This window comes from Bacillus sp. SIMBA_031 (genome assembly GCF_046535225.1).
In the GTDB taxonomy this organism is placed as follows: domain Bacteria; phylum Bacillota; class Bacilli; order Bacillales; family Bacillaceae; genus Bacillus; species Bacillus velezensis.
On record NZ_JAWRXC010000118.1, the window covers coordinates 1 to 302 of the forward strand.

The window sequence follows — 302 nt, forward strand, 5'->3', positions numbered from 1 at the left end:
CTGTAATCCGGTCTTCCAGGTTCGCGATCGCGCTGAAGTAATCCAGACCTGATTTCATGATTGGATCGCTGAGCTTGACGAGAATATCGAGGTCCGATTCCGGCGTCGCTTCACCGCGTGCCACGGAGCCAAAGACCGACAGATGCTCCGCGCCGGCGGCGCGCAGCTCGTCCTCGTGCTCCCTCAGCTTGGTGATGACCATATCCTTGTCCATACCAAGGAATATAGGGAATTTGCGCTGTTCGGTCGAGTGCCACTCCGGAATGCATTCATCCGGTTGCCGCCAATCAAGCCCCGTCGAG

1 protein-coding gene is annotated in these 302 nt (G+C 57.6%); it reads right to left on the reverse strand.

The window, feature by feature from the left end; translation table 11 throughout:
- Nucleotides 1-302: nucleotidyltransferase family protein (locus tag SB724_RS19745; RefSeq protein ID WP_410572493.1), on the reverse strand; the 302-nt coding region annotated here is incomplete at both ends.